This window comes from Streptomyces sp. GB4-14, from assembly GCF_022696125.1.
Classification (GTDB): domain Bacteria; phylum Actinomycetota; class Actinomycetes; order Streptomycetales; family Streptomycetaceae; genus Streptomyces; species Streptomyces werraensis.
The window spans coordinates 5772326-5796510 of sequence record NZ_RZHO01000002.1 but is presented as its reverse complement, the minus strand read 5'-3'; the positions used below and the strand labels follow the sequence as shown (position 1 = coordinate 5796510).

General features: G+C 70.3%; 44 protein-coding genes and 1 pseudogene. 10 read left to right on the top strand and 35 right to left on the bottom strand.

Annotated features, from left to right (window positions below; translation table 11 throughout):
• Positions 1–2 precede the first annotated feature (2 nt).
• From ELQ39_RS27840 to ELQ39_RS27805, 8 genes are all read right to left on the bottom strand, one after another.
• On the bottom strand, positions 3–419 hold the full coding sequence (locus tag ELQ39_RS27840; RefSeq protein ID WP_242594590.1) for a hypothetical protein: 417 nt from the start codon (positions 417–419) through the stop codon (positions 3–5).
• A complete protein-coding gene (locus ELQ39_RS27835) occupies positions 416–721 on the bottom strand; it encodes a hypothetical protein (protein WP_242594588.1) in 306 nt (101 codons plus the stop codon). Before ELQ39_RS27835 ends, ELQ39_RS27840 begins: the two co-directional genes overlap by 4 nt.
• A 100-nt stretch (positions 722–821) precedes the next feature.
• Complete coding sequence (locus tag ELQ39_RS27830) at positions 822–1208, bottom strand: RapZ C-terminal domain-containing protein (protein ID WP_242594586.1); 387 nt, start codon at positions 1206–1208, stop codon at positions 822–824.
• Positions 1205–1393, bottom strand: coding sequence for a hypothetical protein (locus ELQ39_RS27825; RefSeq protein ID WP_242594584.1), 189 nt, complete (start codon positions 1391–1393; stop codon positions 1205–1207). The genes ELQ39_RS27830 and ELQ39_RS27825 overlap by 4 nt, the downstream gene beginning before the upstream one ends.
• A 94-nt stretch (positions 1394–1487) precedes the next feature.
• The gene (locus tag ELQ39_RS27820; protein WP_242594582.1) at positions 1488–1661 is read right to left on the bottom strand and encodes a hypothetical protein; all 174 of its coding nucleotides are present in this window, start codon (positions 1659–1661) and stop codon (positions 1488–1490) included.
• A gap of 43 nt (positions 1662–1704) precedes the next feature.
• Positions 1705–1947 carry a hypothetical protein gene (locus ELQ39_RS27815; protein WP_242594580.1) on the bottom strand — a complete coding sequence of 81 codons (243 nt, stop codon included), beginning with the start codon at positions 1945–1947 and terminating at the stop codon, positions 1705–1707.
• A gap of 177 nt (positions 1948–2124) precedes the next feature.
• Entirely contained in the window at positions 2125–2331 is a 207-nt protein-coding gene (locus ELQ39_RS27810; protein WP_242594578.1) for a hypothetical protein, read from the bottom strand.
• Positions 2331–2624: a hypothetical protein gene (locus tag ELQ39_RS27805; protein ID WP_242594576.1), complete on the bottom strand. Its 294-nt coding sequence runs from the start codon at positions 2622–2624 to the stop codon at positions 2331–2333. Before ELQ39_RS27805 ends, ELQ39_RS27810 begins: the two co-directional genes overlap by 1 nt.
• Positions 2625–2833: 209 nt before the next feature.
• Here ELQ39_RS27805 and ELQ39_RS27800 point away from each other — a divergent pair, with 209 nt between their 5' ends.
• The 5 genes from ELQ39_RS27800 (at position 2834) to ELQ39_RS27780 (ending at position 5271) form a co-directional block, all read left to right on the top strand.
• The gene (locus ELQ39_RS27800) at positions 2834–3169 is read left to right on the top strand and encodes a hypothetical protein (RefSeq protein ID WP_242594574.1); all 336 of its coding nucleotides are present in this window, start codon (positions 2834–2836) and stop codon (positions 3167–3169) included.
• A gap of 133 nt (positions 3170–3302) precedes the next feature.
• On the top strand, positions 3303–3887 hold the full coding sequence (locus tag ELQ39_RS27795; protein WP_277994738.1) for an NUDIX domain-containing protein: 585 nt from the start codon (positions 3303–3305) through the stop codon (positions 3885–3887).
• Entirely contained in the window at positions 3884–4294 is a 411-nt protein-coding gene (locus tag ELQ39_RS27790; RefSeq protein WP_242594569.1) for an NUDIX hydrolase, read from the top strand. Before ELQ39_RS27795 ends, ELQ39_RS27790 begins: the two co-directional genes overlap by 4 nt.
• A gap of 347 nt (positions 4295–4641) precedes the next feature.
• The gene (locus ELQ39_RS27785) at positions 4642–4890 is read left to right on the top strand and encodes a hypothetical protein (protein WP_242594567.1); all 249 of its coding nucleotides are present in this window, start codon (positions 4642–4644) and stop codon (positions 4888–4890) included.
• A gap of 135 nt (positions 4891–5025) precedes the next feature.
• Positions 5026–5271 (top strand): hypothetical protein, encoded by a 246-nt coding sequence (locus ELQ39_RS27780; protein ID WP_242594564.1) that lies wholly within the window; start codon positions 5026–5028, stop codon positions 5269–5271.
• 43 nt (positions 5272–5314) lie between these two features.
• Here ELQ39_RS27780 and ELQ39_RS27775 read toward each other — a convergent pair whose 3' ends face one another.
• The 26 genes from ELQ39_RS27775 to ELQ39_RS27650 form a co-directional block, all read right to left on the bottom strand.
• Positions 5315–5953: a hypothetical protein gene (locus ELQ39_RS27775; RefSeq protein ID WP_242594562.1), complete on the bottom strand. Its 639-nt coding sequence runs from the start codon at positions 5951–5953 to the stop codon at positions 5315–5317.
• 74 nt (positions 5954–6027) lie between these two features.
• The gene (locus tag ELQ39_RS27770) at positions 6028–6636 is read right to left on the bottom strand and encodes a hypothetical protein (protein WP_242594560.1); all 609 of its coding nucleotides are present in this window, start codon (positions 6634–6636) and stop codon (positions 6028–6030) included.
• A gap of 45 nt (positions 6637–6681) precedes the next feature.
• On the bottom strand, positions 6682–6879 hold the full coding sequence (locus ELQ39_RS27765; RefSeq protein WP_242594558.1) for a hypothetical protein: 198 nt from the start codon (positions 6877–6879) through the stop codon (positions 6682–6684).
• The gene (locus tag ELQ39_RS27760; protein WP_242594556.1) at positions 6876–7124 is read right to left on the bottom strand and encodes a helix-turn-helix domain-containing protein; all 249 of its coding nucleotides are present in this window, start codon (positions 7122–7124) and stop codon (positions 6876–6878) included. The genes ELQ39_RS27765 and ELQ39_RS27760 overlap by 4 nt, the downstream gene beginning before the upstream one ends.
• The gene (locus tag ELQ39_RS27755; protein ID WP_242594555.1) at positions 7121–7324 is read right to left on the bottom strand and encodes a hypothetical protein; all 204 of its coding nucleotides are present in this window, start codon (positions 7322–7324) and stop codon (positions 7121–7123) included. The genes ELQ39_RS27760 and ELQ39_RS27755 overlap by 4 nt, the downstream gene beginning before the upstream one ends.
• On the bottom strand, positions 7321–8232 hold the full coding sequence (locus ELQ39_RS27750; protein WP_242594554.1) for a hypothetical protein: 912 nt from the start codon (positions 8230–8232) through the stop codon (positions 7321–7323). Before ELQ39_RS27750 ends, ELQ39_RS27755 begins: the two co-directional genes overlap by 4 nt.
• Before the next feature lie 74 nt (positions 8233–8306).
• The gene (locus tag ELQ39_RS27745) at positions 8307–8726 is read right to left on the bottom strand and encodes a hypothetical protein (RefSeq protein WP_242594553.1); all 420 of its coding nucleotides are present in this window, start codon (positions 8724–8726) and stop codon (positions 8307–8309) included.
• A 47-nt stretch (positions 8727–8773) separates the two neighbouring features.
• Positions 8774–10477, bottom strand: a complete 1704-nt coding sequence (locus tag ELQ39_RS27740; RefSeq protein WP_242594552.1) for a DNA cytosine methyltransferase — start codon at positions 10475–10477, stop codon at positions 8774–8776.
• 55 nt (positions 10478–10532) lie between these two features.
• Positions 10533–11216 (bottom strand): helix-turn-helix domain-containing protein, encoded by a 684-nt coding sequence (locus tag ELQ39_RS27735; RefSeq protein WP_242594551.1) that lies wholly within the window; start codon positions 11214–11216, stop codon positions 10533–10535.
• A 13-nt stretch (positions 11217–11229) separates the two neighbouring features.
• Positions 11230–11595, bottom strand: coding sequence for a hypothetical protein (locus tag ELQ39_RS27730; RefSeq protein WP_242594550.1), 366 nt, complete (start codon positions 11593–11595; stop codon positions 11230–11232).
• Positions 11596–11880: 285 nt separating this feature from the next.
• Entirely contained in the window at positions 11881–14382 is a 2502-nt protein-coding gene (locus ELQ39_RS32595) for a phage/plasmid primase, P4 family (RefSeq protein ID WP_242594549.1), read from the bottom strand.
• A gap of 111 nt (positions 14383–14493) precedes the next feature.
• Positions 14494–15060: a hypothetical protein gene (locus ELQ39_RS27720; protein WP_242594548.1), complete on the bottom strand. Its 567-nt coding sequence runs from the start codon at positions 15058–15060 to the stop codon at positions 14494–14496.
• 78 nt (positions 15061–15138) lie between these two features.
• Positions 15139–15930 (bottom strand): hypothetical protein, encoded by a 792-nt coding sequence (locus ELQ39_RS27715; RefSeq protein WP_242594546.1) that lies wholly within the window; start codon positions 15928–15930, stop codon positions 15139–15141.
• Entirely contained in the window at positions 15927–16130 is a 204-nt protein-coding gene (locus tag ELQ39_RS27710; protein ID WP_242594544.1) for a hypothetical protein, read from the bottom strand. Before ELQ39_RS27710 ends, ELQ39_RS27715 begins: the two co-directional genes overlap by 4 nt.
• The gene (locus tag ELQ39_RS27705) at positions 16127–16639 is read right to left on the bottom strand and encodes a hypothetical protein (protein ID WP_242594542.1); all 513 of its coding nucleotides are present in this window, start codon (positions 16637–16639) and stop codon (positions 16127–16129) included. Before ELQ39_RS27705 ends, ELQ39_RS27710 begins: the two co-directional genes overlap by 4 nt.
• Positions 16636–16848 (bottom strand): hypothetical protein, encoded by a 213-nt coding sequence (locus ELQ39_RS27700; protein WP_242594540.1) that lies wholly within the window; start codon positions 16846–16848, stop codon positions 16636–16638. Before ELQ39_RS27700 ends, ELQ39_RS27705 begins: the two co-directional genes overlap by 4 nt.
• The gene (locus tag ELQ39_RS27695) at positions 16845–17162 is read right to left on the bottom strand and encodes a hypothetical protein (RefSeq protein WP_242594538.1); all 318 of its coding nucleotides are present in this window, start codon (positions 17160–17162) and stop codon (positions 16845–16847) included. The genes ELQ39_RS27700 and ELQ39_RS27695 overlap by 4 nt, the downstream gene beginning before the upstream one ends.
• A complete protein-coding gene (locus ELQ39_RS27690) occupies positions 17159–17410 on the bottom strand; it encodes a hypothetical protein (protein WP_242594536.1) in 252 nt (83 codons plus the stop codon). The genes ELQ39_RS27695 and ELQ39_RS27690 overlap by 4 nt, the downstream gene beginning before the upstream one ends.
• A gap of 161 nt (positions 17411–17571) precedes the next feature.
• Positions 17572–18045, bottom strand: coding sequence for a hypothetical protein (locus ELQ39_RS27685; protein ID WP_242594534.1), 474 nt, complete (start codon positions 18043–18045; stop codon positions 17572–17574).
• Positions 18045–18245 (bottom strand): hypothetical protein, encoded by a 201-nt coding sequence (locus tag ELQ39_RS27680; RefSeq protein WP_242594532.1) that lies wholly within the window; start codon positions 18243–18245, stop codon positions 18045–18047. Before ELQ39_RS27680 ends, ELQ39_RS27685 begins: the two co-directional genes overlap by 1 nt.
• On the bottom strand, positions 18242–18544 hold the full coding sequence (locus ELQ39_RS27675) for a hypothetical protein (RefSeq protein WP_242594530.1): 303 nt from the start codon (positions 18542–18544) through the stop codon (positions 18242–18244). Before ELQ39_RS27675 ends, ELQ39_RS27680 begins: the two co-directional genes overlap by 4 nt.
• Entirely contained in the window at positions 18544–19293 is a 750-nt protein-coding gene (locus ELQ39_RS27670; protein WP_242594528.1) for a hypothetical protein, read from the bottom strand. Before ELQ39_RS27670 ends, ELQ39_RS27675 begins: the two co-directional genes overlap by 1 nt.
• Positions 19290–19565: a hypothetical protein gene (locus tag ELQ39_RS27665; protein ID WP_242594526.1), complete on the bottom strand. Its 276-nt coding sequence runs from the start codon at positions 19563–19565 to the stop codon at positions 19290–19292. Before ELQ39_RS27665 ends, ELQ39_RS27670 begins: the two co-directional genes overlap by 4 nt.
• On the bottom strand, positions 19565–19855 hold the full coding sequence (locus ELQ39_RS27660; protein ID WP_242594524.1) for a hypothetical protein: 291 nt from the start codon (positions 19853–19855) through the stop codon (positions 19565–19567). The genes ELQ39_RS27665 and ELQ39_RS27660 overlap by 1 nt, the downstream gene beginning before the upstream one ends.
• Positions 19856–19939: 84 nt before the next feature.
• Positions 19940–20221 carry a hypothetical protein gene (locus ELQ39_RS27655; RefSeq protein ID WP_242594523.1) on the bottom strand — a complete coding sequence of 94 codons (282 nt, stop codon included), beginning with the start codon at positions 20219–20221 and terminating at the stop codon, positions 19940–19942.
• Between the two features lie 2 nt (positions 20222–20223).
• Positions 20224–20469 (bottom strand): helix-turn-helix domain-containing protein, encoded by a 246-nt coding sequence (locus ELQ39_RS27650; RefSeq protein WP_242594522.1) that lies wholly within the window; start codon positions 20467–20469, stop codon positions 20224–20226.
• A 250-nt stretch (positions 20470–20719) separates the two neighbouring features.
• Here ELQ39_RS27650 and ELQ39_RS27645 point away from each other — a divergent pair, with 250 nt between their 5' ends.
• The 5 genes and pseudogenes from ELQ39_RS27645 (at position 20720) to ELQ39_RS27625 (ending at position 23381) form a co-directional block, all read left to right on the top strand.
• The gene (locus ELQ39_RS27645; RefSeq protein WP_242594521.1) at positions 20720–21088 is read left to right on the top strand and encodes a hypothetical protein; all 369 of its coding nucleotides are present in this window, start codon (positions 20720–20722) and stop codon (positions 21086–21088) included.
• A gap of 148 nt (positions 21089–21236) precedes the next feature.
• Positions 21237–21434, top strand: a complete 198-nt coding sequence (locus ELQ39_RS27640; RefSeq protein WP_242594520.1) for a hypothetical protein — start codon at positions 21237–21239, stop codon at positions 21432–21434.
• 65 nt (positions 21435–21499) lie between these two features.
• A complete protein-coding gene (locus tag ELQ39_RS27635) occupies positions 21500–22894 on the top strand; it encodes an integrase (RefSeq protein ID WP_242594519.1) in 1395 nt (464 codons plus the stop codon).
• 5 nt (positions 22895–22899) lie between these two features.
• A pseudogene (locus ELQ39_RS27630) lies at positions 22900–23031 on the top strand (undecaprenyl-diphosphatase); the annotation flags it as partial.
• Between the two features lie 170 nt (positions 23032–23201).
• Entirely contained in the window at positions 23202–23381 is a 180-nt protein-coding gene (locus tag ELQ39_RS27625; RefSeq protein WP_190003598.1) for a hypothetical protein, read from the top strand.
• Positions 23382–23405: 24 nt separating this feature from the next.
• Here the strand turns inward: ELQ39_RS27625 and ELQ39_RS27620 are convergent, their stop codons facing one another.
• Positions 23406–24146, bottom strand: a complete 741-nt coding sequence (locus ELQ39_RS27620) for an SDR family NAD(P)-dependent oxidoreductase (RefSeq protein WP_242594518.1) — start codon at positions 24144–24146, stop codon at positions 23406–23408.
• Between the last annotated feature and the right edge of the window lie 39 nt (positions 24147–24185).

Below are 24185 nucleotides of genomic sequence, written 5' to 3'. Positions count from 1 at the left end.
GATCAGTCCTTCCGGGCAGTTGAAGTGGCGTGGGTGTGGAGGTAGTCGGTGATCTCTCGGATCAGGTCGTCGCCGTCGTCGCCGGGCGGGTCGTCCGGCTCCGGGCCATCGCCGTCATCGGGGCCGTCGCCGCAGAACTCGCAGACGAGGTCGGCCCAGATCAGGCCGCGGCCCCACAGGGTGTGGATGACCGCCCCGGCGCAGCCGACGAGGCTGGGCGGGCCGAGGACGATCAGCGCCGCGTAGGCGGCGATCGTGGTGAATGAGTGGCCGACGATCAGGTCAGCGAGCAGGGTGACGGTCAACAGCGCGGCGCTGCCGTGCGCGTGGGCCCGGTTCAGGAGCACCTGCCGCGGATGGCGGGGCAGGTCGCGCCACAGGGCGATCCAGTCGGCGATCGGTCGAGGCAGGTGGTTCATCGGGTGCTCCCTGCGGGCGTAGTACGGGCGCGGTGGAACTCGCGGACGAATTCGTCGGTGAGGCCGGAGCCGACGGCGGCGCCGACCGGGCCGATCCCGGTGACGCTGGCGGCCCACAACTCCAGCCAGGCGGCGCGGGTGGCGAGGTAGTTGGTGACGGGCCGGGCGCAGCGCACGGTCAGGACGACGGCGCCAAGTGCGGCCATGACGAGCAGGGCGAGCGTCTTGAGCGCCCACCGGGCAGCCCAGCGGGCGGCCCGGTTGAGCCGGCCAGGCTTGGCGGTGATCAGATACGGGCGCATGGAGACCTCTCCAGGGGTCGGGCGGATTCGGTGGTCGGTGGTGGTGCCCCGGCCTGCCTTCGCGGCGTAGGCCCTGGATCGACCAGACCGGGGCTGGGAGTCAGCGCTGGACGACGGGCTTGTCCAGATCGCGGTGCATGACGGCGGCGGCGACGTCCTCGTCGGCGAGGGCGGTCCGGATCGCTTCGGCTACGACTGCGGCCCGGTGCCTGCCGCCGGCGCAGCCGACCGCCACGTCCACGGCCTGACCGCCAGCCGGACCGCGCCGGTAGGCCACGACCGCATCGGAGATCGCCTCGACCAGTGCGGGGATGCCGGGCGTACCGATGACGGCCTGACGGACCTCCCTGTCGTGGGCGGTCATGTGGCGTAGTTCCGGGGAGACGTGCGGGTCCCGGAAGTGGTGGCGCAGGTCGAAGGTCAGGTGCGCGGCCGGCGCGGCTTCGTGGAGGTAGCCGAACGACGTGATGCGGACGGGGGCGGTCACTTGGCGTCCCGGTTGTATCCGTCCAGCGCCGAGTCCAGGCGGGCCTCGGCGCGGGCGACGAACTTCGGGTCGCCGGACTGGCGGGCCTCCTTGACGACCTTGCTGCGGGTGGCGATGCGGGACTCCCACTCGCCCTTGCTGGCGGGGAGGTCGTCGACGTTGTTCGTCTTCTTGAACAGGGCCATGGTCGGTTCCTCTCGAAGGGGTGATCAGGTGGGTGGTGCGTGCCCCGGGCCGGATTCGATCCGGCAGCGTCGCGCCGGGTCCGGGGCGGGTGGTTCAGTCCTCGTAGAGCGCGCAGGCGCGCCGCCAGACGGGCTGCTGCCGGAGCTTGCGGTCGAGCTCGGCGTTGACCGCCCGCGCCTCCTGCGAGTCGCACCCGTTCTTGCCGTCCGGGTCGGGGCGGGCGGCCATCAGGCGCTTGATCTCGGCACGGTCCTTCTTCCAGCCCATGGCGGGCTCCTCTCGGTTGGTGTTCAGGTGGGTGGTGGGTGGGTCAGGCGGCGGCCGGGTAGCGGTCGAAGCCGCGCAGCTCGTCGACGAGCTCGGGGTCGAGGCCGGCCGCGTAGTCGAGGACCGCGGCCATGCGGGCCGGGTCGCTGGACTGGCGGGCCTCGGCGTACTCGGCGAACACCTCGCTGATCGACAGCGTGAGCGCCTCGTCGACGGTGATCGCAGAGCGGAAGCGGGCGCCCAGGTCGGAGTTGGCGTGGTCGGCGGAGAACAGGAACGGAGACATGGCGGTGCCCTTTCGGGTGCGGTGGGAGGGGGTTGGTGGCCGCGGGCGGCGGGCCGGAGGGGAGCCGGGAACGTCCGCCGCCCGCAGCGGTAGAGGGGGGGTGCTAGCGAGGTCGGTTGCTGGACTGCTTGTTCAGCTCGCGCACCCGGTCGCTTAGGGCCTTGCGCTCGGCGTCCGTCACGACGCCTCCTCGACGAGCCGCAGGCGCTTCCGGCCCGGCAGGGCGGCGGCCGACACGAACCGGTGATCGAGCAGCTGCCGCGTCACGGGGTCGACGATGTTCACGAGCACCGCCGGCATCTCCCCGTCCCAGACGGGCAGAGAGGCGGCGATCTCGTCGGCCGTCGCCTTCAGCAGCTCCAGCCGCTCTCGCTCGGCGGACATCAGGCGCCGCCGATCAGGTCGAGGCGGCTGGCGGCGGCGAGGGTGTCGCGGGCGCCGTCCTTCAGCTCCTCGGCGTGCGCCAGGCTGTCCGCGTCCAGGTCCGACATCTGACCGGACTCGGCGAGCGCGGCCAGCTGCACCGCGTGCACGGCGGCCGTCTCGTACACGGACACGGCCTGCACGACCGGGAACGCGGCGTGAAGGCGGGCCAGCGCCGACGACGCGGTGGCGGGAAGCGGGGCGATGCCCTCGCGGTCGGCGCTCGTGGGCGCCTGTACGATCTCGGTAGCCACAGGGTCTCCTCTACAGAACCTGTTGGTTAGGCCCTGGCCAGGGAGTGGAGTCCCTGAGCTGGGGCCGTCTTTGTTTGTGTGCACCGGTGGAGCGGTGCGTGAGGCTTCGGGCGGTGGAGCGCCCTTGGCTTCAACACCATATTGAACGTCACCTGAGGGTGTGTCAACACCGTATTGAGAAGTGGCGCTTTCATCTCTACGCTGAGTCCATGACAGATGCGTTCACAGATCCCCTGGAGGACACAGTCGCCGGCGTCGCAGCCATTACGGACCCCGAGCAGCGAGTGCGGGCCGCCATCGAGTCGCGGCAGCGAATCGCCAAAGCAGATCGGGACCTGTACGCCATCGAGCGCGCCGGGATCCAGGAGCTCAAGCACGGACGCACCTGGGCCGAGGTAGGCCGGCTGTTCGGACGCAGCCACGCCTGGGCCGAGGCCATCGCCACAGGGCGAAGCGCGAAACGGAGGAAGTCGGAGCATGCCGACGAGTCAACGCCTCCCGCGCGCGCGGCAGAAGGACACCGCCCTGACACGACAGCGACATAGCGAGCCCAGCTAGACACCGGGGCGACACCAGGTCGCCACGGCCACGCCAGACCCGAGCGCAGCGAGCACGGGAGCCCCCACAGTGGACATCGGTACATGGACCGGCCGGACGGCGTGCCTCCTGCAGGAGGCCATGCGGATGACGAACGAGGCGTTCGCCGAGCGCCTCGGGATCTCCCCGCGCACCGTCAGCCGCTGGCACAGCTCGCCCGGCATGGTCCACCGCACGGAGGTTCAGCAGATCCTCGACACGGCATACGAGCAGGCGGGTGAGGCGGTGCAGCGACGGTTCGCTCTCCTGCTACGCCCGCCGGCGCCGCGCATGGAGGCGCAGGCGCTGCGGGTAGCGATCGCCGTGGTGCTGCGCGGGGAGGAGGTGTTGCTGGTGTGCAGGCGTGGGGACGGGGAGCTGCGCTGGCAGTTCCCGGCTGGGATGGTGAAGCCGGGCGCCGACCCGGCGACGGTGGCGGTGCAGGAGACCCACGGGGAGACGGGGGTCCACTGCACGGTCCGCGAGCAGCTGGGCGAGCGCGTCCACCCCGTGACCGGCGTCGTCGCCACGTACTTCCTGGCGGACCATCTGGCCGGCGACCCGGCGAACCTCGACCCGCTGGAGAACGTCGACGTGACCTGGGTGCCCCGCGCCGCCCTGACCCGCTTCATCCCGACCCAGCAGATCTTCCCGCCCGTCCTGGACGCTTTGGAGGCGACCGCATGACCGAGACGACCACCGAGAAGCCCGGCATCTCCGCCGCCATCATCGTCGCCGACGGCAAGGTGTTGATGGTGCGGCGCCGCGTGTCGGAGGGCGAGCTGATGTGGCAGTTCCCGGCCGGGCAGATCGAGGACGGGGAGGCCGCGGAGGAGGCGGCGGTGCGGGAGACGGCCGAGGAGACCGGCCTGGTCGTCGCGGTGACGAAGCTGCTCGGGGAGCGGGTGCATCCGAAGACGGGCCGGCTGATGTCGTACACGGCGTGCGAGCCGCTGCAGGGTGAGGCGCGGGTCGCGGACGAGGAGGAGCTCGACGCGGTCGCCTGGGTCGCCCACTCGGAGATTAAGGAGTACGTGCCCTACGGGCTGTTCGGTCCGGTGCAGGAGTACCTGGACGAAGTCCTGCCACACTGAGCTACTTTCGGCCAACCATTCGATCTTCCAGGGCGCCCGCCATGTGGTGCGCGAGACGAAATCCTCGAGGAACTTCTACTTTCCCCGGGAAAAGTAGAAGAGACCGGATTTCACTCCTCCACTCGGCCCCATCGAGCCCCTTCCAGATCCTTGCCATGCCCCGGGCGACGACTCGCTCCTACGCAGGTCGTTGACTAAGTTCGTGGCCCGCAGGAACCGCGTAAGCGAACGGCCGGGCGGTCATCACCCGCCCGGCCGGTTCGACCAGCGAGTCATCACCTCGCTGATCTGTAGCCCATCCCTCGCCAGAGAGAAGGTCTGTCATGAGCGTAGCGCAGGCGCCCCCCGTGGACTTGCTGGATAGCCCACTCCCCCACCTCCTCGCCGCCTACGGCGTCGACCTGGAGGACTCCGCGATCACCGACGCCGGCTTCTTCGGCGCGTTCGTGGTGCTGCGGGACGGCTCGCGGCTCCTGTCGATGCCGGTCGGCCGTTCGGAGTTCGAGCGGGACACGGCAGCACGGATGCTGCTGGCGGAGGGTCTCGGGCTGACGGCTCCGCCGGTGCCGGCGCCGCTCAAGGTGTCGCGCGTCTGACAGCATGACGGAGCGCCCCCAGCCGATGCGGCTGGGGGCGTTCTGCGTGTGCGCCCGCTTCGCGCCCTTGTGCCGCCTTCGCGCGCCGTCGACCGTTGTTGTCGTCGATTGTCGGTGCACTGGCAGGGGGCTGGAGTGCGACGCAAGTTGGACGACATGGCGGGCCGGCTACTGCTCGCGTTGGCGGGGGTGCTGCATCGGGGGGTTGCGAGCAAGCAGGCGGTGAAGAGCTGGAAGCTGCGCCGGAATGAGGTGTTGCGGGCAGCGCACCGTCGGGGCGTTCCGGTGGAGGTGCTGGCGGCACGGCTGGGGCTGACGCAGTCGTGGGTGCGGTACGTGATCCGCAATCCGAGGAAGGCGGCGCTTGAAGAGGCAGCCTGACGGCGCTAATGCCTCCGCCCGGCGATCCGGGCGGAGGCCTCGGCTATGCGGTGCCTTGCCATTCCTTCAGGACTTGCACGGCGGCCCAATAGTCAGCTCCGGGCTCCGGGTCAGGTTGGCCTGGGCGAGCCCAGGCCTTCTGCTCCTTCAATGAAGCCTCTCGCTCCCGGATGAAGGTCGCGAGGAGAGTTTCGATGGCCTTGCTGTCTCGGGGTGAGTCGCGCATGATGCGTTCGAGACTGTAGATGGCACCGAGTCGCTCCGTGTCGCTGGAACTGGCCAAGAGCTTCACTGCGGCCACGTACTGCTCCGTTACGCGGGCTTCGCGCTCGGCCTGGGCGGATTCCCGGTCTTTCTGCTGCTGGTATTCGAACTGGTCCTGCGCGTGCTTGAACTGCTGTTGGGCGAGTTCGAATTGCTGCTGCGTGTGGTCGAATTGCGCCCGCGCGAGCTTGTGGTTCCGATGGGTGTAGTACACCCCGAGCGCCGCCAGGACTCCGGCCCCGACGGCGACGACCATGGTGCGGAAGCCGGTGATTACGACGCCGTCGGCCGGCTGGAGATTTCGCTTTCGGATGTGGTTGCCGTCGAAGAGCCAGGGCCCCTTCCAGAGCAGGATGCCGTAGCCGAGGATCAGAGCTAGGGCGGCGATCACTGCGCCGACCCTCTTCAACCACTTCATGGCGGGCATCTTGGCCTAGCCAGATGCCCGCCATGCCGGGGAGTCGCGAGATCAGAGCTGTTCTTGAGGTTCGCTCACGCCACCCGCCGTTCGGCGAGGGGCAGCCGGAGCGCCTCCGAGTGCCCGTACTGCGTCGAGCAGGCGGGGCAGCGGATGCCGGCGGTGTCGAGGGTGACGCGGAGGGTGTGCCCACAGGAGCACTGGACGCCTATCCGCCGGGGCGGCTTCTCGCCGGTGATGATGCGCCGGGCCTGGCCGGTGATCTGGCGGAGTTCGTCGGCGAGTTCCCGGACGGCGGGGTGTTCGTCGCAGATGATCGTCAGGTTGGCGGCGAGGACCCGGCACCCCCAGTCGACGATGGCTTGGACGGACTGGTAGTCGGGCACGTCCCAACTCTCCCGTTCGCAGAAGTCGCGCGCCCACCCGCCGACGACGCCTTCGATGCCGCCGCGGGCGCGGAGGTCGAGGGCGTCGGTGTTGCAGGGCAGGGGTGCGGTGCGGGTGGTGGTGCGTCCGTCGCTGCCGCGGCGGCTGGGGATGAGGGCCGTCTGGAGCTGCCGGTAGAGGCCGGGCAGGTCGCGGAGTGCTTGGGCGATGCGGTCGCGGCAGCCGCGGTGTACGCGGTCGCGGGAGGGCTGGTCGCATACGGCGCAGGGCTCGAGCGGGCTTGCGTCGTCGTACATCACGGCGGCTCCTTGTGCGGTGGTGCGGTGGGTTGGGCGGTGTGGCTATTCGCCGTGCTTCTGGAGGGGCCAGCGCCGGTCGGCTTCGGCGCATTCGGCGACGGTCGGGCCAGCGTTGTGGGCGGGCGGGTCGAGGCCGTCAGCGCCCGCCTGAACGCCGTTCTCGGTCTCCGACAGACATGGAGCCGTCGAACCCCCTTCCGGGCGCTCCTGCGGGCTCTCAGTAGCGTTCTGGTCGGTCATGCGGCTGCCTCCTCGGTATGGGTGGTGGCGATGGCGGTGAGGTCGGCCAGGGTGATGTGGCCGTGGTAGATCGCGAGGACGACAGCGTGGGTGCGGTCGCGCGCGCCGAGCTGCCGGTACGTCTCGCTGAGGTGTCGGTTGACGGTGACGGGGTGGATGCCGAGCCGGGCGGCGATACCTGTGTTGGTGTGGCCGCCCGCGGCGAGGAGCAGCGTTTGCCGCTGTCGGACGGTCAGCCCTCTCACGGCCGGCCTCCCTGCCGCGGGAGCCGCCCGCCGACACCGCGCTTGATGCGCCCGTCGGGGGTGAGCTTGCCGTCGGCGGTGGCGAGCATCCGCACCGCCCGGTCGAGGACCCCCTCCGGCAACTCGCCGGGGTAGCAGCGGCGGAGGACGTCGGTCGCCCACTCGGACAGGGCGGGGCGCATGCGGGCCGGGCGGGTCATCGGGTTCCACCGCCGAGCAGCTTTTGGGCCTGGCCGTGGGGGCATCGGCCGATGTCGGACCGCCACGAGTGGGTGGTGCAGACGAGGCCGTCCCAGCGGCACGGCTCCGGGCTCGCGAGGAGCGGCAGCAGCTCGAGGGCGGTCGCCTCCTGCCGCGCCCCAGCAGCGGGCGCCGGGTCGTGGGACTCATCGGCGGCGCAGGCGACACACCCGGGCGGGCACGCCCGCTGGTTGGTGGCGGGCGCCTGCCCAGCAGACGACACAGCGGGCTCCGGCAGCTCGCCCCGATACCGGCGCATCATCTGCACGTTCCGGACGCCGGCCAGCAGTTCGGCCCACCAGTCGGACCAAGACTTTCGGCCCTGGTGGACCACAGTCGCGCCGTGGTCGACGGGCCAGCCGAGTGCCTGGTGCAGGTCGAGAGCCATCCACGCCTGTACGCCGCGGACCTGCTGCTCGGCGGTGAGCTGCGGCTCGTCGGCTTCGGGGTCAGGCTGCTCCTCGAAGCGTCCGCAGCCACAGGAGCCGACGATGCAGCCGACGTGCCGATGCCAGTTCAGGGTGTGAGGGCATACGGCGCACGGCGTGGCGAGCAGGGCGGCGAGAGGCGCCGGGACTTGCGGCTGCCCAGCAGACGACACGGCGCGCGCCACGACCGCAGCCACGGCCGCGATGTTCCGCGGGTCGTCCACGACGACGGCGGGCGCGTGCTCGGTACGGCAGTGCTCCCACACGGCGGCGGCCATGGCCTCCATGAGCGGGTCGCCATCGACCCACACGGCGGTCTCCAGCAGCTCGCGGGAGGTGGCTCGGAGGCCGAGGTAGGCGCGGAAGTTGTCGACGGCTTGGCGGTCGCCGTCGGTGAGCTGGGCGCGGGGGTCGTTGCCGCAGCGGCGGGGCTGGTTCACGGTGTTCCTCCGGTGGTGTGGGACGGTGGGTGCAGACCCGGGGCGCGGTTCGGACGCGCCCCGGGTCGCGGCAGTCACGAGGCGGGCGTCTCACGCTGCTGCGCCATGCGGAGGGCGTCAGCGACGGTGAAGCCGTTCACGGTGACCTTGGGCGCGGCCTCCTTCGCCAGCCGCAGCGCGGTGTCGAGGTCGAACCGGTGCGCGTCCAGCCAGTCGTCCTCGCGCTCGGAGGGCCGCATCTCGTAGTCCCAGGTGCCGTCTGCGGCGAGGCACTGGGAGTGCCGCTTAACGGCCCACAAGCCGCGGCCCCGGTACTCGACCGCGATCTCGAAGACGTGGCTGTCGATGCCGTCCTCGGGCGAGCAGTTGACGGTGTAGCGGGTGACCTGGACGGTCGGCTCCGGGATGCTGGTCGGCGGGACGTTGTGGCTGAGCTGTTGGCGGATCTCGCGCATCGTCATCGCGCGGCCGGGCTGGTCGGGTGTGGTGGTCATGGGGTGGCCTTTCGGTCGGGCCGGACGTCGCCGGCAGGGGTGGTGGGTCAGGCGGCGGCAGCGAGGTCGGCGGGCGCCTCGTGCCGGGACAGTTCCTCGCCGGTGATGGCCTCGACGAGCGCGCAGACGAGGACTTCGGCGGCGTTCGGGGTGACGGCGTTGCCGTACTGGCGGACCTTCTCCCGCTTGTTGCCGAGGACCACGTACTCGTCCGCGAACGACATGGCCCGGCCGATCTCGTGCGGTTCGAGCATCCGGAACAGCACGTCGTCGATGTCGACCTCGCCGCGGACGAGCGCGTACCGGTCCCGGGTCGTCAGCGCGCCGATCGGGTCGTTCACGGACCGCGGGGCCCCGTTGCCGTAGTAGGGCACGAGCATGTGCTCCCACGTGAGCAGCGACTGGTGGCCGGCCGTCGTCATGGTGCGGAACGGCTCAGTCGGCGAGGTGCAGTGCTCGCCCCCGTCGCCCTTGGAGCCGTTGTTCCGCATGACCATGGCGGGCATGACGAGGCCGTGGTGGTTGCCGGACGCCGTAACGGTGGCGAGCGACTCGGTGACCGGCCGGGCGACGCTCCCGCCGCCGCGGAGTTCGGCGATGAACGGCAGCCAGGCGAGGCCGGTCTCGTTGCGGGTCGTCATGGTGCGCAGCGGGGCGTTGGCGCTGAGGGCTTCCTTCCCGTCGCGGCCCTCGACCGGGACCATCAGCGGGGGAATCGCCAGCGCCTTCGTCATGGTCGTCGTCTGCGTCGTGAGCGGCGCGTCGACGGGCCACGTCCGGACCCCGGGCCGGCGCTCGAACGTGTTGCCCGCCGCCTCCAGGGTGATCGGCTGGGCGAACTTCTTCAGCCCGGCCTCGATCCGCTTCAGGGTCTTCTCCGCGAGCGGCTTGGTCCGGTCGCCGATCCGCTGCCCGGGGATGGACCAGTCGATCGCGACGGCGGCCGGCAGCGCCTCCGGCTCGACGACCTGGTTGCGGCACGAGGTGTTCGGGCACCGGTACACGTACTGCTGCCGGTAGCGGCCCATGTCCCGCTTCGGGTCCTTGAACACCTGCATCGCCTGCACGAACCGGTCGCAGCCCGAGCACCAAGCGCGCGGCCGCAGCCACTTGTCCCAGTCCGGGGTGCGGCCCAGCGACTCGTGCCAGTAGCCCACGTACAGGCGGTCCCTCGACTGCGGGGCGGCGTGCACCGACCGCGGGTTCGCGTGCATCGAGTTCAGCGCGATGACCCGCGTCCGGTAGCCCAGCTTGTGGATCTCCCCGATCCACCGGTCCCACTGGTCCCAGGCGCGGACATCGACGACGTTCTCGACGATCCCCGCCTTGACCAGCCCGCCGCGCTCCTGCACGCCGCGCAGGTACAGCGGCACCTCCTCCATCAGCGCCCGGGACTCCTCCTCGGCAGACGGCTCGTCGTCCTCGTCAGCGGCGGCGAGCAGGTCGAGGAGGCTGCCCTGCATGGCGCTGACGAAGTCCCGCTTCTTGCCCTTCGCCACCGACCAGTTCGTGCACTCCGGGGACGCCCAGAAGATGTCGGTGACGGGCCAGTCCCACACGGGGGCTTTGCGGATGTCGCCCTGGTAGTGGCTGGTGGTGGGGAAGTTCGCGGCGTGGGACTCGATGGCGAGCTTCCAGTGGTTCGCGGCTCGCTCGACGCGGACCCCGGGCACTGCGTGGACACCCTGGGAGGAGCCGCCGGCCCCGCAGAACCAGTCCATGAGGGTGAGCTCGTCGTCGTGGCGGTACATCAGGCGGCACTTCCTTTCGAGAGTTGGTGAGGGGTGGGGAGTTCCTGCCGGGGCATCAAGCGGCGGCCTTTCGGCGGCGGATGTTGTGGCCGGTGACGCAGTGCGGCCGGTCGGCCGGGTCGTCGATGTCGTTCCAGGCCGCGGAGGTGACCCACTGCTTGGCTCGGGCGGACCTCCGGGCCACATCGGACGGGCCGAGGCGCATGGAGTAGGCGCGGTAGACGCGGTCGATGGCGTCGAAACGGTCGCGGCCCACGGTCTTGGTGCGGCCGCTGCAGATGTCGCGGAGTCCGGTCTCGGAAATGCCGGCGCGTTCGGCGATCCACCGCAGGGTCCAGCCCATCGCCGACAGGGCGCGCACGCGGCGCATGGCGCCGAGCGCGGGACGCAGCGACGGGGCGTCTTCGGGACGCAGCTTCAGCAGCGCGGCGGCCGTGGTGGCGCGGACCGTGCGCAGGTCGGAGTCGAGGACGTTGTAGACCGTCTTGCGGCTGATCTGGGCAGCGTCGGCGATCTCGGAGCGGTCCCATCCGGCGTCGAGCAGTTGGTAGACGTGCCCGGCGACCGGTGTGCGGTCGACGAAGGCGGGGATGCCGCGGAGGCGGCGCAGGGCCTGCTCCTTGGACTTGCGGAACGCTGCGGCGCGGCACAGGTCGCAGCGGCAGGGCTGCCACCGGTTGTGGCGGCGGGGTCCCTGGTAGCGGCCGAAGGTGCCGTGGGGCGGGATGCGATCGGTCATGGTCGGGGTCTCCTCAGAAGAGCCGGTCGGGTTCGGTTGCGGTGCGGTGGTCGGCGGGTGCCGGTTTCCGTGTGCAGTGGTGGTCGGCGACGACGAGGTCCCGGCAGCGGCCGGAGCGGATGTGTTCAGGGCTGCGGCGGATGAGCCGGGGCGGCAATGCGGGGTGGATGCGGAGGCAGTAGGTGGTGCGGCCTTGGAGGCGGGCGGTGAGTTCTTCCTGGGGTGTGAGGGCTTTGGGGTCGGCTCGGGTGTCGAGGGCTGCGACGTGTCCGACGAGGGCTCGCAGGACGGGCTGGCGGCAGCGCGGGCAGAGTTGGGTGCGGGCCCGGTCGGTGAGGGGCGCCGAGAGGTCGAGCCACGGAGGAGGCTTCTTAGTCACGGGTTGTCACCTTCCGTGATGAAGCGTTCCGCGATGTGGACAGTGCCCGATCGGTCACTGTCGAGATGCGGGCGTTGACCTGCGGCGATGCGGTGAACAGTGACCGCAGTGACCGTTGTTTGCATATGAGCCGCAACGCGCATGCGCATGTGCGCGCGTGAGGGTGGAACACAGGGATATCGGTCACTGCGGTCACTGTCTGGCGACCACTGCAGGTCAGAAGCCATACCAGGCAGTGACCGATGGGGTTTTCCGTCGGGCACTGGACGGTCACTGCGGTCACTGTCACCGGTCCTCCTCGTCGTCGATGTCGTTGGCGACGAGGGCAACGCCGACGTACAGCCGGCGGCCGTTGCTGCGCTTCTGGTCGATGCCGAACCGTGTGCGCAACTCCCGGCCGAGCACCTGCGGCTTGAGGGGGATCTCGCCCTCGGCGCGACACCAGTCCTCGTAGGCGTTGCGCAGCTTGGACGTGACGGTGGTGACGTGCGGGCTTCTGCTGACGTGGCAGCAGTCCTCCATGAAGCGGGCGAGGGCGTCCTCTTCCTCGGCGTAGGACTCGGTGAACGCCATGACCGCGGACGGCTCGCGCAGCTTGGCGGCGAACGCGTCGACGGCGCCGCGGATCATCCAGGCGAGGATCGCCGGGCCCTCTTCGTCGGCGAGGATGCGGGCCAGCCCGTCGATCTTCTTCTCTTCGGGGACGGTGCGCGTGAACGGCACCAGGCGCAGGCGCCGCCAGAACGAGTCGCCGCCGGCCTTCACGGCGGGCAGGTGGTTGCCCATCAGCCACAGGTGGTGGGTGGGTTCGAACGTGAAGTGATCCTGGCGCATGAAGCGTGCGGTGAGCGCGTCGCCGCCGGTGAGGAGCTTCATCTTCGCTTCGTCGAAGCGGGCGTCCTGGTTGACCTCGGAGACGACGACGAGGCGCAGGCCGGCGAGGCGGGCGACTTCGGTCTCGTGCTGCTGCTGACCGACCATGAGGAAGGTGTTGGGGGCGGTGGCCGCGTAGTCGCCGAGGAGGATCCGCAGGACGTCGAGGAAGACGGTCTTGCCGTTGCCGCCGGGGCCGTGGAGGAACGGCAGGACGTGGAAGCGGGTGTCGCCGCTGGCGGAGTAGCCGGCGAGGCGCTGCACGAAGGCGGCGAGGTCGGTGTCTTCGCCGAAGGTGTCGGCGAGGAATGTCCGCCAGCGGGGGGCGTCGGCTTCGAAGTCGGGGGCGACGGTGGTGGAGCGGGTGTGGAGGGCGGCCGGGTCGGCGGGGTGCACTTCGCCGGTGATTAGGTCGACGATTCCGCCTGGGGTGTTGAGGTGCGTGGCGGTGGCGTCGAGATGGGCGGCGGGTGCGACGACGCGCTGGTCGGATCGGGCGAGTTGGACAGCGGAGTTGAGGGCGGAGCGGCTGAGGCTGCTGTTCTTGTGCTTGTGGGCGCGCTTCTGGTCGGCTTCGTCGGTGAAGACGTAGGGGTCGAGGGCGCGGATCATTTCGCGGGCGCGTTCGATGGCGAGGCCGCCTTCGTCCCAGGCCCAGCGGTGGTTGTCCCAGGTGAGCCACATGTCGCGCTGCGGCACGTACCGCATCTGTCCGCCGTAGATGTCGACGAAGAGGAGGGCGTTGCCGTCGTCGGTGTACGACTCCGGCCATGCGCTGTTGGGGACCGCGGCGCGCGGCGTGGTGTCGATGTCGAGGGCGTTGGCGCCGTCGACGGGCGGCATGCCGGTCATGGGCTGGGTGAAGCCGTTGACGACACGCAACTGCGGCCGGCCTGCTGGGGCGGCGGGGGCGGTCCCGTATCCCTGGCGGCGGAGTTCTTTGGCGGCGGCGGAGTGATCGCCGCCGTGCTCGAGGAGCGCGTAGGCGCCGAACTTGGTGTAGGGGCGCTCGGCTTCGAACTCGGTGGAGGTGGTGAAGACGTAGAGGCGGTCGCGGTCGTCGGCGTGGCCGGTGGTGGCGGACGGTCCGGGGTCGGTCTTTCCGGGCCGCTGCCAGTAGCGGGTGTGGCCGTGCTGGCCGAGGAGCCGCCAGCCGTGCGGGGTGAGGATGTCGGCCCAGTCGGTGCGCTGCTCGTAGTCGTCGCCGGGCTTGACGCCGCCCAGGTCCGTGGCCGGTTCGGTGTGGGCGGGCGCGGCCGGTTCGGGGGCGGACGGCATCTGGTCGAGCATGCGGGCGACGGAGAAGATCGCGTCGCGTTCGGCTGCGGTGATCGTGGCGACGGTCTTGGGATGGCCGGCGAGGAGCTGCCAGGGCTGGCCGCTGGGGTGGACGGGACCGTGGGAGGGGGCGGTGATGACGAAGCCGCCTTCGCCGCGGGTTTCGACGAGCACCTTGACCTTCTCGCCGGGCTTGGCCGCGGTCTCGTCGTCGGTGGCGGGGCGCCGGGCGAGCTTGGTGTTGCCGAGGACGTCGCCGCCGGTGACGCGGTAGATGAGGTGGTATCCGCCGGACGGGGTGGCTTCGCAGTAGCCGTCCTTGATGCGCTGCCATACGTCGCCGAGGCCGGACGCTTCGGCGATCTCGTCGAACTCCTCGTGGCGTCCTTCGGCGACGGCTCGGCCTTCGAACTCGAGCATCTCCAGGCCTCCGGAGACGGAGCCGAGGATGATGCCGATGCCGGGGTGTCCGCTGTCGAACCAGGCGCGGACGATGTCTTCGGTGGGGCGCTTCGTCTGGTATTGCTTCCAGGCCCCGTCCGGCCGCTTGGTGCCGTCGATGGCAGCCCGGACGACGCTGGCACCGGCCTGGTGCCAGGCGAGGGCCGCCTCGAGGGTGCTGATGTCGGGGCTCACGTGGTCTCCTTGGCGAATCTGAAGCGGTAAGCGGGGGCTTCGCGCCCGCCCCGGGCGTTGCACCTGGGGCGCCGGCTGGTTCCGGGCGGGCGATCTGTGGTGCGGGGTGAGTCAGAACGGCGGCTGGTTGCCGGTGGCCGGCTGGGCGGCGGGCGGCGTCTGCCCGTTCTGCACCTGCGCGAGGAGCGCCTGGACGGCCGGGTCGGCGAGGTCGACGCCGCTGGCGATCTCGCCGGTGGCCGTGTTCACGGGCGGCTGCGCGGCCGGCGCGGGGGCCGGTGCGGGCTGCGGCGCGGGGGCGGCCTGGGTGAAGGTCGGCTTGTGGGCGTTGACCCACGCCTCGGCCTTCTTGTCGTCGACGCCTTCGTTGAACGGCTGCAGCGCCCAGGCCTGGAAGCCGGCCTTGGTGGGGACCTGGCCGATGCGGCCGAGGATGAGCGTGGCGCCGGGGGTGAGCCGGGAGACGATCGCCTTGTGGGTGACGTTGACGTGCTCGCGCAGCTGGTTGTCGCCGTCGAGGTCGACGATGTCGACGTCGGCCTGGTCGATCTCCTCGTTGCGGAGGGTGTCGAACTTCTTGCCGATGCCGTGGACGACGGTGATGAGCACAAGGTGGCCGTTGTGCTCGGCGGGCTTGAAGAAGCCGCCGAACGCAGACTCGGTGGGCTGGTTGAACATGGTTCTCCTCGGTGGGTGTGCGTTGTCCCGTGCGGCTGTGGTGCCGGGCGGGGCTGTGCGTCCTGTCCGCGGGCGCGGTCAGGAGGTCTTGGGGACCCCGGGGCAGCCCTGGCTGAGGTCGGTGCTGCCGGGCTTGTGCCAGGGGCAGAAGATGCACTTGGCCTTGGGGTCGGTGGGGAACATCGCCCAGCGCTCGGGGTTCTTCTCCGGGTCGAGCTTCAGGACGAGTTCGCGTATTGCGTCCAGGCGGGCGAGGGCCTGTTCGGCGACGTCGCGGCGGTAGTCGTCGACCCACACGTAGGGCTCGAGGACGTGATGCCTGGGGAGGAAGACGATGGCTACGCGCTGCGGCTTCTCTCCTGCGTTCTCCATGCCGAGCCCGTAGAGGTTGGCCTGGATGCGGTACTGGTCGCCGGGGCCCTGGCTGCGGTACTTCCGCAGCGACGACACGCCGGTGATCTTCCAGTCATAGACGGTGCCGGTGGCGCGGTCGTACAGGTCGGCGGAGCCGGCGATGGTGGAGTCGTAGGTGTAGCCCTGCCGGACGGTGACCCGCTTCTCGACGAGGTACCTCTCCCCGTTGGGGTCGCGCTTCTCAAAGAGCTCGGCCATCCACGCGTGGACGGCGGTGCCCTGGATGCTGGCCCACGGGTCGCGGTCGGCGCCGGGGACCTCGGGCCAGTCGCTCGCTTTGTAGGCGAGGGCGCGGCTGCAGGGGTTGCCGACCTCGGAGGGGCCGATGCGGCGCTGCCGGGAGCGGGGGGCGTTGTTGGCGGTGTCGATGACGAGCTGGCGGATCATTGTGGCGATGGCGGCTCCGGCGCCGGTCTCGTGTTCGGTGACGGTGCCGGCGGGCTGGGTGAAGGTCACGCCGCCTCCTTGGTTGCGGTGGTGTGGGGGCAGATGCCGACGAGGGCTTTCGCGGTGAGGGCGGTGATGTCGTTGCCGGTGGCGCGCTCGTGGTGACCGCAGCCGCACAGCCAGTCGGCAACGGGCGTCTGGCCGCGGTCGAGGCTGCGGATGTCGAGGCCGGGGCGGATGCCGGTGACGAGGGCGGGCTGCTCGCTCACGCGGCCTCACCGCCCTCGGCGATGGCGCACTCGGGGCCGCACAGTTCGTGGTCGCCCTCGGCGTGGGAGTCCTCACGCTCATGTCGGGTGCAGGGCTCGCCCGTTCCGTCGGCGTCGCACTCGGGGACGCTGCACGGCGTCCGCGCGGGGCGCGTCTCGGCGGCCGGAGCGGGGAGGCCCTGCTGCTCGCGCAGCAGCGCGGCGAACTGCTGCCCGGACATCGTCACGAACCAGCGGCCGGGGTCCGTCGTGCCGCGCCGCTTGTGCCACACCACGCCGAGCGTGGCGCGGTCGTTGTCGCGCTCGGTCTCGGCTTCGGCGACCCAGGCAGGGAGTTCCTGCCGGGCGCAGTTCTTGACCTCAATGACGACGCCGGGGATGCCGGCGATGTCGCCGCGATCCTTGGCGCCGCCCAGGGTGCGGCGTTCGGCCTGGCTGAAGCCGGAGGTGCGCAGGAAGTCGACGACTGCGCTTTCGGCTGCGGTGCCTTTCCTCTTGGAGGCGCTCACTGGTCTTTCTCCTTGACGAGTTGGGCGAGGGCGGCGTCGAAGTCGGTGTGGGCGGCGATGTCCCGGGCGGTGCGTTCATGGCGTCGGCGCCGGATGCCGTCGGTGATGTGGGCGGCCGTGTAGGCGATGAGGCTGAGGGCGCCGCCGATGAGGAAGAACAGGGCTGCGTAGGCGAGGTAGATGAGCGCCCCGTGGCCGATGGCGGTCATGCGGCTCCGATCCAGGTGACGAGACGGGAGCTGCGCGATGCGGTGCGGCGGGACTTGGTGGCGGCGACTTCGCGGATGACTCCGCGGCGGGCGGCGTAGGCGAAGCGGGGGCCCCACTGGTGGTGGTTGGTCGGCTCGGTGACGAGGCCTTCGCGGACGAGGTCGGATGCCTGGAAGGGGATGCGGCGGCGGGCCATCTCTGCGATGGCGTCGTCGCATTCGGCTTTCCAGTCGCCGCTGGTGGCCTGGTCGGCGTCGGCCATGCCCTGCTCTTTGAGGCGGTCTCCGGGCGCGGGGGCGATGCGGGCGGTCATGCGGCCACCTCGCCGGCGGCGATGTCCTTCAGGACGTCGATGCCGTTGTCGGCGTACTGGGCGAGGAGGACGGCGCCCGCGTAGTCGGGGAACGCGGCGGTCAGCTTGGCCTTGTGGACCATGTCGGCGCGGGCGATGAGGCTGATGAGGTCCTGGTGCCAGTCGCCGGCGGGGATGCCGCGGTGGCCGAAGTGGAAGAGGACGTGCGCGGCGACGTCGGCCGGGATGCTGGGGCTGCTGGTGTTCATGGCTTCTGCTTTCGGGTGTGGTGGTGGGTGGGCCAGTGCCCCGGCGGGGGTGTTCGGGGCGCTGGCCCTGGGTGGCGGCGTGGAGTGGGGGCCTCGACACACCGCCGGTCTTGGGTTGTGCGCCGCCCGGCCGGCCGGTGTCATCCGGCCTGGGCGGCGGGTCAGGCGGCCGGGATGGGCTGGGTGTCGTCGTCGGGTCCGATCCGGCCGGGGTCGGTGACGGGGCCGAGGCGGCCTGCGGCGGCGGCCTCCCACAGGGGGCTGACGTCGATGGGGCCGGTCGCCTGGTCCTCGATGGCGCTGGTGTCGCGCACCATCGGCGGCACGTTGATCGCGTTGGCGTTGGCTTCGGCGGCGAGCTGGGCGGCGAAGCGCTTCTGCAGGGCGAGCGCCGTGTCGCGCCAGTAGTCGCGTTCCTCGGTGAGATCGTCGATGTCGGCGAGCTGCTTGACGACGAGTTCCTCGGCTTCGCCCTGTTTCTTGTGGGCGTCGGCGAGGTCGTTGCGCAGGAGTGCGATCTCGTCGCCGGCGGCGTACATGAAGTTGACGGCCTTCGCCAGGTCGCGCCGGAGTTCCTCGACCTTGTCGGCGGCGCGTCGGCGGCCGGTGCCCTTGGGAAGCAGGTTGAAGGCCATTACTTCTCCTGTGCGGTGTCGTTGCCGAGGAATGCGTCGTCGATGTCGATGAGTCCGGCCTCGATGGAGGCGATGAGGTCGGGGTTGGTGATCCAGCGGGGTACGGGCCGGCGGGTTATGCCGAGGCCCGACAGGAGGCCGGGCACTATGACCGGGGCTGCGTCTGCCGGGGTGGGCGGCAGGTCGAGGGAGGCGGTCACAGGTCGTCCTCCTCGGCGACCAGCCGGCCGAGCATCCGCCACAGGGGGCGCTCGTCGGGTCGTTGTGCGGCCCGCTCGGCGATCCAGTCGGCGGGCTCGCGACGGGCGGCGCCGGGGTGCTGGCGCAGCCACTGCCGGCGCTGCTCGTAGTGGGCATGCACGCGGGCGATGCGGTCGAGGTAATCGCTCGGCGTCCACGGCTTGGGGCCGCGGGCCCGGCGGGCGAACTCGGCTTCGACGGCGGCGAGGGCGTCCTGCTCCAGGTCGGCCAGCGGGCGGGGCTCGGCAGCGGTCGCCATCACGACACCGCCTCCGATCCCTCAGCCGCCTGGTCGGCGCGCTTCTCCAGGCGTTCGGCCGCGTCCTCCAAGGCGTGCGAGTAGCCGTTGAGGTACTCCCGCGAGTACTCGCCATCTGACGGACGCCCGTCCATCTCCTCGACGGTCTTCGCCGCCTCGGAGAAGACGCTGGAGCGGAAAGCGCGGGGCTGAGCGAATGGGTCGTCCGCCTGCGGCATCGCCTGGTGGTAGAGCCACTGAGCACCCAAGGCGTCGGCGCCGGGGTCGTCCGAGTCGAAGATGAACGACGACAGCGACCGGCCAGCAGCCGCCAAGGCGTTCTCCAGCTCGGCGGCGCGGGCCCGGAGCGCTTCCGTCTCCCGCTTCACCGTGCGGGTCTCGTTCTCCGCCCGGAGCCGAGCCTCGAACGCCTCCGTGACCTTGTCGTGCAGCTGCTCGTTCGTCGCGAAGACGTTGTTCCGCTGGTCCCGGAAGGCGTCCCGCTCGGCGCGGACCGCGGCCAGCTCGGCGAGCAGGGCGGGCACGTCCTCGCGGGCGTGGATGATGAACAACCAGTCCGAGTCCGTGAAGTCCTCGAACTCGTTCCGCCGCTCGTCGTTGGCGTAGACCGCGCTCGCGTAGGTGCCGTGGCCGCACAGACCGTCCGAACAATCGCACTGCTCCATCTCGACCAGCCACGGTCCGGGGGTCGCGGCGTCGGTGCGCTGCTCGATCTCGGCTTCGCGTGCGGGTGTCAGGCGCTCGTTCACAGCGCACCCCCGAGTTCCTCGAACCGGGCGGCGCGGGCCTTGCGGTCCTGCTCGGCCTCCCACCAGCCGTAGATCAGCGCGTCCAGCGCCTCGGCCTTCAGGTCGTCGTGCAGGGAGTCGAACGCCAGCCGGCCAACGTCGAGGACGTCGTAGCCGTGCGGGTGCTCGATCCGCATGATGTCCTCGGCCTCAGCCCAGACGGCCTGCCACGCGGACGGCAGACGCACGTCGCTGGCGCGGAGGAGGAGTTCGAAGCGGGTCAGGTCGCTCATCAGGCACCGCCGTTGCGGAGGTCGTCGCCGAGGGCAGCGGCGTGGATGCGACCGACGTCGACCGTGTCGTCGCCAGCACGGACTACCGAGTCGCAGATGTCCAGCACGCGGCCGAGGCGGCCCGCAGTGTCGGTCGTGCGCTCGAAGTGGTCGAGGATTGCTTCAGCCTCGGCGTGCGTCTTAGTCGCGCAGAGGGTGTGGAGCAGGTACTCGCGCGGCGTCAGGTTCTGCAATGCCGCGTTCTTCGCGCGGACCCGCGCCTTCGCAGCGGCCTTCTGGTCTGAGATCATGGACACGGTGGTCCCTTTCGTTGCGTGCTCTGGATGGGGATCACGAGGCCGGTCCCGTAGGCGCGGGGTCGGCCTCACTGCCGCTCAGGCGGCGACGCGGGCCGGCTTGCTCTGGGCGCGGCGGAGGCGGGCGATCTTCGACCGGTCGGCGGGGATCGCGCAGAGGGCGCGGATCTCGCGGATGTCGTCCTGGCTGAGCCACTTCGCGCGGCCCATGCGGGTGTGGGGGAAGCCGTGACGGTTCAGGCCGTCGAGCAGCCACCGCTCGCCGCAGCCGAGCTCGCGTGCGGCCTCCTTCGGCTTCATGTAGCCGTCGCGGCGCATCATCGAGTCGATGTCGACCTGGGTGGCGTTGGGGGCGGACATGTTCACCTCTCTTCTGAGGGCTCTTCTGGTGGGGGTGAGAGCTGGTCGTCTGTTGCGTTGAGGGCTGTGCGGAGCCGGATGTAGCGCGGGGGTCCCATCCGCTCCCGGGTGCCGGTTTCCAGCCGCTGGAGGTAGCTGCGGGATATGCCCGCTCTGGCGGCGGCTTGCTGGACGGTGAGGCCGAGGCTCTTGCGCTGCTTGCGGAGCGACGGCCCGTGCACCAGGTAGGTGGCTGGGGTTCTTGCCATGCAGAGAATCTACGCGTTTCTACGAGTCTTCGCTACCAGTACTTGTTAGTAACATGCAGAAACTCGCAGTTTTGCCCGCCCTAGATCACGATCGTGGCGGGATGCAGGTCAAGGTTTAGGCCAGAAAACCGGGTGTTCCTAGCTGTTCCTGAGAGTCCCTGCGATGATGTGCGTCATGGCACCCCCATATGAAGAAAGTGCACTTCAGAGGCTCGCCACGCTGGTTATCCAGCGGCGCTCCAGCCTCGGCATGAACAAGATCGACGTCGCCCGTGCCGCCCAGATCCAGATCAACACGTACAGCAAGGTCGAAGACGGCAAGGCGGTGCGGCCAGTCACCTACGGGAAGATCGAACCTGTCATCGGCTGGGCGCGCGGCAGCTGCCTGGAGGTCCTGCGAGGCGCCGCCGGCCCCACCGTGGTGGAGCCCGGACCGGCAGGGGCCGCCGTCTCCCCTGTCCGTGCGGGCGACCTGGCCGACGACGTTGCCGCCGCCGTACAGGATGCCGCCGTATCCGTGAGTGACTCGCTCACGTCGGCCGAGATCCGCGAGCTGAAGCGTCGCGTGGTGGAGGAACTGGCGAAGCGGGGCCGCCTTACCGCAAATGAGCGAAGTTGATCAGCCCTGACGTACAACCTTTTGCGTTTACCGATTCGTTACCTTCCGCGCCCGTGTCACTTACAACGAACATGGTCACAACAGCGCGTCAACGTGGCAGCATCTGAGATCACTTGGGAGGTTCCCTCTCACCCGAAAGGGGGGGCCCATGCACGAACTGCTCACCATCGATCTCGGGCCCGGCTTCAACGGTTTCCGAGGGCAGGTGGATGGGAGAATCGTGTGTGTTGCGACGCCGCGGGTTGAACACGACGAGCAAGCACGACGCGCCGTGCAAGACCTGATAACGCGTCAAGGAGGCGACTGCGCCGCCTGCCGGGCCTGTGTGGTCGGCAAGCACGCGTAGCCGCAGCGGTGGGGCCGGCATCGGGGAAGAATGCCGGCCACCCCGCAAGCACGACAGGGGACAACGTGGCTTACGTCGAGTGGCGCGGGAACACCTGCCGGGTCGTATGGAACACCCGCAAGAAGGACGAACGCGGTAAGTGGATCTACGACCAGAAGGGCGGCTTCACCGACGAGGTCACAGCCAAGAACTACGGGCTGGACCGCGAAGCCGAGATCCGCAACGACTCCTACATCTCCCGCCGCGACGGCTCCGTCACCATCGGCGAGTACGCCAAGACCTGGGTCGACACTCTCGACGTCGGGCACCTGCGCGAGAAGGCCATCCGGTCCATGCTGCGGCTCTACATCGAACCACGCTGGGGCGAGACCGCCATCGCCGACGTCCAGCCGTCCCTCTACCGGGCGTGGAAGAAGCAGCTGAAAGCCCTCCCCAACGTCGGCGACAAGTACGGGGACGAGATCCTCACCGTCTTCTCCATGCTCATGGACGATGCCGTCGACGACGGGCTCCGCAAGACCTCACCCGTCCCCAAGGGGCGCAAGCAGCGCCGCGGCCGGTACAAGAAGAAGCCGCGTGAGCGGAAGCGCGAGATGCGCATCGAGGACGTCCACCAGCTCGCCTGCAACGCGCTTGGCTTCTGGGGGCTGGACGGCTTCGTGTTCGTGTGGACGATGGCCACAACCGGCATGCGGCCCGCCGAGCTGTACGCGCTGCGCCGCGTCTACACCCACCCCCTCTGGCCGGCCTCCGACCCGCTCGACGACCCGGACGAGGCGGGCAGGGAGGAGCGGCACGCCGAGGACCTCGAACGGTACGGGCCCGGCCTGATGCCCGCGGTGCGGGTGCAGTGGCAGCACCAGCGGGAGAACGGCGTGCTGAAGCTGTTCCCGCCCAAGTACGAAAGCAGGCGGACCCTCGTCGTCCCGCCGTTCCTGGCGGAGCTGCTCGAGCTGCTGCTGAAGAGCCACGACGGCGAGTACGTCTTCCGCTCGATCTCCGGCGGCCTGCTGGCAAACGCGAACTTCACCTACCACTACTGGCGGCCCATCGCCGACGGCCGCCCCGCCTCGGAGGAGTTCGAGCGGGTGCGGCTGGGGCAGCGGCAGACGGTGACGTCGCGGCGTCCTGTGCCGGAGCTGCCGGCGACTGCCTACGCGGGGAAGCGTCTGTACCTGCTGCGGCACGGGCACAAGGAGTGGATCGACGAGGCGGGTGGCGTGCACTCGCGTATCGCTGTCGAGTCCCGCATGGGCCATGAAGTCGCAGGCGTGGAGGGCCTCTACGCGAACGTGACAACGGCAATGGAGCGGCGGATGATGGACTCGTTGCAGGAGCGCTTCCTGCGCTTCGTGCGGGAGTCGGAGTGGGAGACGGCGGTGAGTTCTCCCAGTCGTCTCCCAGAGGGCCTGGCCGACTGGTGGAAGCGGCAGGTCACAGCCGCCGAGGCCCTTGAATGATGCACTGGTTCATGAAGTTCATCTCGACCAAGAGCTTCATGCCGTTCGTCTGGTACCGGGTCGCGCTCGGCCTGGTGATCATCGTCCTGGTCGCCGCCGGCGTGCTCAGCCCGCACGCGGCGGAGTCGGCGGGCTGAGCCCGGGCGTGGGGACGCGGCTGGGACCGCGCGGCGCGGGCCGGGCGTGCGGAAACGGTTCTGCCGTGGAACGTACGCCCGGCCCGTGTCCGCGGCACGTGACCGAACCCATACGGGTCCCGTAGCCGTCCGGTAGCGCACCGTCAGTCCATGGCCCTAGGCTTGTCCGCATGTCCCCCGATTTAACGCCCCCTGGTTCCGTGCGGTCCGCCGCCGAGGTGAACGAGCAGATCCGCGCCCTGTGGCTGCGGGCGCGCGGCTCCCTGTCCGCCCAGGAGCGTGAGGAGTACGAGATGCTGGTCGTCGAGTGGGCGGCGGCGATCCGCGGACGGGTCGTCGAGGCGGCCTGACATCCGCCCGCTCCGCGCCCCCTTTCAGCGTCCGCCCGCGACCCTCAGCACCGTCCCCGTGGTGTACGAGGCCTCCGGCGACATCAGCCAGGCGACCGCCGCCGCGATCTCCTCCGGCTGTCCCGCCCGCCGGAGCGGAATGGTCCCGGCCATCTCCCGGACCCGGTCCGGCGCCCCCATCGCGGCGTGCATCTCCGTGTCGATCAGACCCGGGGCGACCGCGTTGACACGCACCCCGGCCGGCCCGAGTTCCTTCGACAACCCCAGAGTCAGCGCGTCCACGGCCGCCTTGGTCGCCGCGTAGTGCACGTACTCGCCGGGGCTGCCCAGGGTCGCGGCGCCCGACGAGACGTTCACGATCACGCCCTCGCCGCGCGGCGTCATCAACTGGGCGGCCCGCCGTGTGCACAGCAGCGTGCCGATGACGTTGACGTCGACGACCCGCCGCAGGGTGTCCGTACTCACCTCCGTGAACGGCCCGAGCGGCCCGGAGACCGCCGCGTTGTTCACCAGCCCCGTCAGCGGCCCGAGTTCGCGCTCCGTCACCTCGAAAAGCCGCTCCACGTCGGCCTCGACGGACGTGTCCGCCCGCACGGTCACCGCCCGCGCCCCCGCGGCCCGCACATCCTCGGCCACCTTCTCCGCGGCGTCGGCGTCCCGCACGTAGTTCACCGCCACGTCGTGCCCTTCCGCCGCCAGCCGACGGCAGGTCGCGGCGCCGATGCCGCGGCTCCCCCCGGTGACCACCGTGACCAGACGCTTCATGAGTACCTCCTGGCGCAGAACGCGGAACGAAGATCCCCA